Origin of the sequence: Paenibacillus sp. J45TS6, assembly GCF_018403285.1 — a bacterium.
Lineage (GTDB): Bacteria > Bacillota > Bacilli > Paenibacillales > Paenibacillaceae > Paenibacillus.
This window is the reverse complement of record NZ_BOSJ01000091.1, coordinates 1-313: the sequence shown is the minus strand read 5'-3', so window position 1 is coordinate 313 and position 313 is coordinate 1. Positions and strand designations below refer to the sequence as shown.

Genomic DNA, 313 nt, shown 5'->3' with positions numbered 1-313 from the left:
TCTTAATCACATTCTGCATAACAGGATTTCTGAGCTTCTTAATGTGGATACAACAATCGTTCTTATTTTAATGAAGTAATCATTTATCAAAGTCATTATAATAAAAAAATACATAAAATTGGAGGCTGCTGTTTGAAGGTTAACCTTAGTGTAATTAGTTATGTAGCTTATCTATTAGTTATATCGACCACATCATTCTTATTTTACTGGGTATTTAAGATATGGATAGCAATGGGACGATTCACAGCAGCAGATGCCCCACCAGGTGACATTGGTGCAACAGAAAAAGTATTTTATAGTTTCGTTATACCGA

1 protein-coding gene is annotated in these 313 nt (G+C 32.6%); it reads left to right on the top strand.

The genetic code is table 11. The features are described 5' to 3' along the window. Positions 1-132: 132 nt before the first annotated feature. Positions 133-313: hypothetical protein (locus KJS58_RS25135; protein WP_213536348.1), on the top strand; the 181-nt coding region annotated here is incomplete at its 3' end.